This window comes from Actinomadura logoneensis (assembly GCF_003428695.1).
Lineage (GTDB): Bacteria > Actinomycetota > Actinomycetes > Streptosporangiales > Streptosporangiaceae > Spirillospora > Spirillospora logoneensis.
On sequence record NZ_QURH01000864.1, the window covers coordinates 1 to 5,738 of the forward strand.

The 5,738-nt window shown below is 73.4% G+C and carries 4 protein-coding genes and 1 pseudogene; 2 read left to right on the forward strand and 3 right to left on the reverse strand.

Annotated features, from left to right (window positions below; translation table 11 throughout):
• Nucleotides 1–698: hypothetical protein (locus DZF91_RS29205; protein ID WP_199486965.1), on the reverse strand; the 698-nt coding region annotated here is incomplete at its 3' end.
• A 236-nt stretch (nt 699–934) separates the two neighbouring features.
• Here DZF91_RS29205 and DZF91_RS29210 point away from each other — a divergent pair.
• Together DZF91_RS29210 and ctaD are read left to right on the forward strand one after the other, a co-directional pair.
• Nucleotides 935–1,402: a hypothetical protein gene (locus tag DZF91_RS29210; protein WP_117360331.1), complete on the forward strand. Its 468-nt coding sequence runs from the start codon at nt 935–937 to the stop codon at nt 1,400–1,402.
• A gap of 355 nt (nt 1,403–1,757) precedes the next feature.
• Entirely contained in the window at nt 1,758–3,470 is a 1,713-nt protein-coding gene (gene ctaD / locus DZF91_RS29215) for an aa3-type cytochrome oxidase subunit I (protein WP_117360334.1), read from the forward strand.
• Between the two features lie 3 nt (nt 3,471–3,473).
• Here ctaD and qcrB read toward each other — a convergent pair whose 3' ends face one another.
• A complete protein-coding gene (gene qcrB, locus DZF91_RS29220; RefSeq protein ID WP_235834642.1) occupies nt 3,474–5,156 on the reverse strand; it encodes a cytochrome bc1 complex cytochrome b subunit in 1,683 nt (560 codons plus the stop codon).
• Nucleotides 5,143–5,738: pseudogene (locus DZF91_RS40545) on the reverse strand (NrfD/PsrC family molybdoenzyme membrane anchor subunit); the annotation flags it as partial. The pseudogene DZF91_RS40545 and the gene qcrB, both read right to left, overlap by 14 nt.

Sequence of the window (5,738 nt, forward strand, 5' to 3'; positions counted from 1 at the left end):
CCCCGCTGGTCGGCGACGGGTCCGCGGGCGGCGGCCTGGTGGCCCGGCCGCCCGGCGACCGGCTCCTCGGCCCGGGCCGCGGCCCGCTCTTCGGCCCGCTCTTCGGTTCGCCCGTGGGCCCGCCCGTCGGCGTGCGCGCCGGCCGTGCCGTCGGCCCGCCGCTCGGCGGGGTCGGCGACCAGGTCCTCGAACAGGGTGCGGTAGTGGACCATGGCCTGCCGCAGGTCCTCGGTCGTCGCCTTCTCCCGGCCGTGGTGCAGCCGGATCTCGCGACCGCGCCGGTAGTGGTCCAGGGCCCGGGCGTGCTCCACCGAGAGGTCGGCGGCGCGGTCCTCGAAGTCGCCGTCGGGGTAGCCGCGTTCGTTCATCACCGCCTTGACGAGCCGGTCGGCCTGCTCCAGCGCGGCCTCCGGCGCGTCCACGAACTGCTCCTGCACCTGCGTCCACTGCCCGCGGTACAGCTCGCGCCGCCCGGGGTCCAGCTCGCGCAGCGGCAGCTCCTCGTGCCGGTGCTCGCGCTGCGTCAGCTCGCGCTCGGCGGCGGCTTTGCCTCCGTGCCGCTCGACGGCGCGGTCGTACTCGGGTCCGAAGCGCCGGCGCAGTCGCCGGGTGCGGGCCTGCCGGGACGCCAGCAGGGCCGCGGCGATGACCGCGACGACGACCACGACCGCGACGACGACCATGATGGCGGTCGACATTGCGTCCTCCTCGTGCCTCGACTCCGACTAGCGTCGGAACGAACGGTCCGGCAGATGCCCCCTCACACCCGGTCGAAACGGACACGTGTCCAAGGACGGCCTTCGACCGGTGAATCGGTCAGGACGGATTGGTCCGTCAAAGTCGTATCCAGGACGGGATTCGGTGGTTCGTGGTCTGATGGTCCCGGTGCCGCGCCCCTCCCGGCGCGGCCGTGGCGAAGGTGAGGTGACGCGCGGTGCGGCACGCGGCCGGACTCCTCCTCGGCATCCTGCTCACCCCGGCGCTCCTGGCCGGGGCGGCGTGGGGGTACGCGCAGGCCACCGCGTCCTTCGACGGCGGCAGCCGGGTCATCACCGACCACACCCGCGGCTACGGCGCGTTCGCGCTGCTGGCCGCCGCCGGCCTGGTCGCCGGCGTGGTCATCGTGGCGCGCTGGGCGTCGCCGCTGGTCTCCCTCGTCCCCGCGCTGACGCTGCTCGGCCTGTCCGGCGCGTTCCTCGCCGACCCCGGCACCGTGCTGGGGCTGCCCGCCCGGGCGCACGCCCCGGACGACCTGGACTTCGGGCTGCGCATGCTGCTCGGCTCCGGAGTGGACGCGATGCTGGGCTTCGCCCTGCTCGTCCCGACCTGGGCGCCGCGCCGCTGGGGCGGGCGCACGGCCGACGAGGCCCCGGCCGAGTACTACTCCCCGGCCGGACGCTGACCTCCCGGGCGGCTCCACCCGCCCGCCGGATCCCGGCGCCCCCGGCCGTCCACCGCCCGCCGACCTTCAGACCATCCCACTTCCGTATCCGCGGTGAGGAGCCGGGCGGCAGGCACGATTCGCCGGTCTTCATGATCGCGGAGAGTTTGAAAGGTCCTCCGCCCGGATAGCGCCTGACATGGGGGTGCGCGGAGGCGGAGGCGGCATGACCACGCTGGACGACAGAGCCGGCGGCGGGACGGACGGCACGGGGAACGGCAGGGCGGACGGCGGCGCGGACGGCGGGGCCGACGACACGGCCACCGCCGACGGCGTGACCGACGACAGCGCGGCGCAGGCGCTGTCGCGGCACCGCATGGGCGCCCGGGTCGGGGACGTCCTGGCGACCACCGACCACAAGGTCGTCGGATACCTGTACCTGACGACGTCGTTCGCGCTGTTCCTGGTCGCGGGCCTCATGGCCATGGTGATGCGGGGCGAGCTGCTGGAGCCGGGGCTCCAGGTGGTGTCGGCGGAGCGGTACGACCAGCTGCTGACCATGCACGGCACGATCATGCTGCTGCTGTTCGCCACCCCGACGTTCGCCGGGTTCGCCAACGTGCTCGTCCCGCTCCAGATCGGCTCCCCGGACGTCGCGTTCCCCCGGCTGAACACCCTCAGCTACTACCTGTTCCTGTTCGGCGCCCTGCTGGTCGTCGCCGGGTTCGCGGCGCCCGGCGGCGGCGCGGCGTTCGGCTGGACGGGCTACGCGCCGCTGTCGTCGGCGGCGCACTCGCCCGGCGCCGGCCCGGACCTGTGGATCATGGGGCTGGTGCTGTCCGGCGCGGGCACGATCCTCACCTCGGTCAACCTCGTCACCACCATCGCCGTCATGCGCGCGCCCGGAATGATCATGTTCCGGATGCCGATCTTCACCTGGAACGTGCTGCTGACCTCGCTGATGGTGCTGCTGGCGTTCCCGGTCCTCACCGGCGCGCTGCTGGCGCTGGAGGCGGACCGGAAGTTCGGCGCGCACGTCTACGACGCCCCGCACGGCGGCGCGATCCTCTGGCAGCACCTGTTCTGGTTCTTCGGGCACCCGGAGGTCTACATCGTCGCGCTGCCGTTCTTCGGGATCGTCACCGAGGTCGTCCCGGTGTTCTCCCGCAAGCCCGTCTTCGGGTACTTCGGGATGGTGGCGGCGACCATCTCCATCACCGGGCTGTCGATGACGGTGTGGGCGCACCACATGTTCGCCACCGGGCGGGTGCTGCTGCCGTTCTTCTCGTTCATGTCCTTCCTGATCGCGGTGCCGACCGGGGTGAAGTTCTTCAACTGGATCGGCACGATGTGGCGCGGGCAGATCCGCCTCGACACGCCCATGCTGTTCGCGGTCGGGTTCCTGGTGACGTTCCTGTTCGGCGGCCTGACCGGCGTCATCCTGGCCTCGCCCCCGCTGGACTTCGACCTGACCGACACCTACTTCGTGGTCGGGCACCTGCACTACGTGCTGTTCGGCACGATCGTGTTCGCCACCTTCGCCGGGTTCTACTTCTGGTGGCCGAAGATGACCGGCAGGCGGCTGGACGAGACCTGGGGGAAGGTCCATTTCTGGACGCTGTTCGTCGGCTTCCAGACCACCTTCCTCGTCCAGCACGTGCTGGGCGTCCAGGGGATGGCCCGGCGCATCGCCGACTACCCCGCGCACCTCGGTGCGCTCAACGCGGTGTCGTCGGCGGGGGCGTTCGTTCTGGGCGCGTCCACGTTCGCCTTCCTGTGGAACATCGTGCGGACGCACCGGCGCGGCGAGCGGATCGAGGTCGCCGATCCCTGGGGCGGCGGCAACTCGCTGGAGTGGGTCACGTCCTGCCCGCCGCCGCGCCACAACTTCCACGCGATGCCGGCCATCCGGTCGAACCGTCCGGCCTTCGACCTGCGGTACCCGCCCGAGGCGCCGCCGCAGGACGCCGAGATCGCCACCCCGCGGTCCCGCGGCGGGCCGGACGGCGAGATCCACGGTGGCGGCGCGGTGAACCCGGGCGGCGCGGGAAACCCGGGCGGCGTGGGGGAATCTGGCGGCGCGGGCTGACGGTCAGTCGTCCGGCTCGTCCCGGCGGGCCGGGGGAGTGCCCGCCTCGCCCTGGCCGCCGCCGTGGACCTCGCTCTGGTAGTCGAGGTAGAAGCGGTTGGCGCGGGCGCGGAGCTGCGCCCTGATCCGGCCCGGTGTGGGCAGCGGGACGATGTGGTCCGGGTAGGGGCGGACCAGCTCGCGGGGCTGGCGCGTCCTCAGCAGGGCGGCGGAGTCGGCGGCCGGTGCGTCGTGCCGCTCGGCGAAGCCGCCGTCCGGGGTGCGCGTGATGAGGCCGCTCTCCACGCCCTCGCGGCGTTTGCGCAGGTCGGAGCGTTGCAGAGTGAGGCAGACCCGCCGGGTGGCCATGAACGCCAGGACCGGGAGGACGAAGAAGCCGACGCGGAAGAACCAGACGCTGCCGTTGAGCGGCAGCCGGAACGCGTTGGCCAGCACGTCGTCGCCTCCGGCGGCCCACAGGTCGCCGTACCAGGCTATTCCCGCGGCGCCGAGCGCGGTGCGGGTCGCGGCGTTGCGCGGACGGTCGAGCAGGTGGTGGACGCGGGCGTCGCCGGTGGCGAGGCGTTCGGCGAACGGGTAAAGCGCCAGCGAGGTCAGGAAGGCCCCCGGAAGCACCACGGCGGGCACGAACACGTTCCAGGCGACCGTGTGCCCCCACAGGGTCGTCGTGAGCCGCGGCATGATCCGCAGGGCGCCCTCCAGGAACCCGACGTACCAGTCGGGTTGGGAGCCGAGCGACACCTGGTCCGGCTCGTACGGCCCGTACAGCCAGACGGGGTTGATCTGCAGGAAGGCCGCCATGCCCGCCAGGACACCGGCCACCGTCAGGAAGAAGGCGGCGCTCTGCGCGGCGAAGGCCGGGAACGCGGGCTCGCCCGCCACGGCGCGCTCGCGCCGTCCCCGTCCCGGCCACTGGGTGTGCGTCTGGTGCCAGAGGATCATCAGGTGCGCGGCGACCAGCCCGAGCAGCAGCCCCGGGATCAGCAGGACGTGCACGGGGAACAGCCGCGAGATGATGTCCTGCCCGGGGAACTCGCCGCCGAAGACGACCATGGCCAGGTACGTGCCGACCACCGGGACCGACAGCACGATCCCCTGCATGATCCGCAGGCCGGTGCCCGAGAGCAGGTCGTCCGGCAGCGAGTACCCGGCGAACCCCTCGGCCAGGGCCAGGCCGAACATCGTCACGCCGATCAGCCAGTTGAGCTCCCGCGGCCTGCGGAACGCGCCGGTGAAGAAGACCCGCAGCAGGTGCGCGCAGATGGCCGCTACGAACACCAGCGCCGCCCAGTGGTGGAGCTGCCGCATCAGCAGCCCGCCGCGCACGTCGAAGGACAGGCGCAGCGCGGACGAGTACGCCTCGCTCATCCGGATCCCGCGCAACGGCTCGTACGACCCGCCGTACACCACCCGGGCGGACCCCGGATGGAAGAACAGCGTCAGGAAGGTGCCGGTCAGCAGCAGCACGACGAGCGAGTACAGCCCGATCTCGCCGAGCAGGAACGACCAGTGCTTGGGGAACGCCTTGCCGATGTTCCGGCCGAGGAACCCGGCGGTCCCGAGCCGCTCGTCGGCCGCGCGCACCGCCGCGAGAGCCGTCCGCCCGGTCCGTCCGGTGCGTCCCGCCCGACCGGCCTGCCCGGACTGTTCGGCCGTCGCCGCCCGGTCCGTCCTACCGCTCTTCACCGGTCCGGCCTCGCCGCTGCTGCGGGACGACCGTGTACCGCGGGTCCTCGGCCGACTGCCGGCCGGCGTGGAAGACGCCGAACCGGGTGCACGCCGAGGCCGCCAGGAGCGCCGCACCGCTCGCCAGGGCGGCGGGACGGCCGCGCCCGCCGAACAGGACGGCCGTGACCGCCCCCGCGAAGGTGAGCACCTCGGCCGCGCGCATGAACCGGCCCGCTCGGCCCTCCTGGTACGGCTCGCCGACCAGCCCGAGCCGGTGCCGCATCACCCGGGCGGCGCCCAGCTCCAGCAGCCCGCCCACGACGGCGGCCGACCGCGCCGGGCCGTTGTGGTGCGCGGGGGAGGCCGCGAGCGCCATCCCGGACGCCGCGACGATGCCCGACCCGGCGAACACGAACGGCATCTGCCGGTATCCCTCGTGCCAGGACGGGACGGCGGTGTCGCAGGCCAGCACGGCGGTGTAGGTGAGCACGGCCGGGCCGAGCGCGGCGGCGCCCCCGGTGGCGACGCGGTCCAGCACGGTCGCGGCGGAGACCAGCCGCCGCCCCGGTCCTGCCCGCCACCCCGGCCTTCCAGGGCGGC

Excerpts from the sequence above, each read along its gene's own strand:
- ctaD (WP_117360334.1), top strand. The coding sequence starts at position 1,758 with ATGGGCGCCCGGGTCGGGGACGTCCTGGCGACCACCGACCACAAGGTC.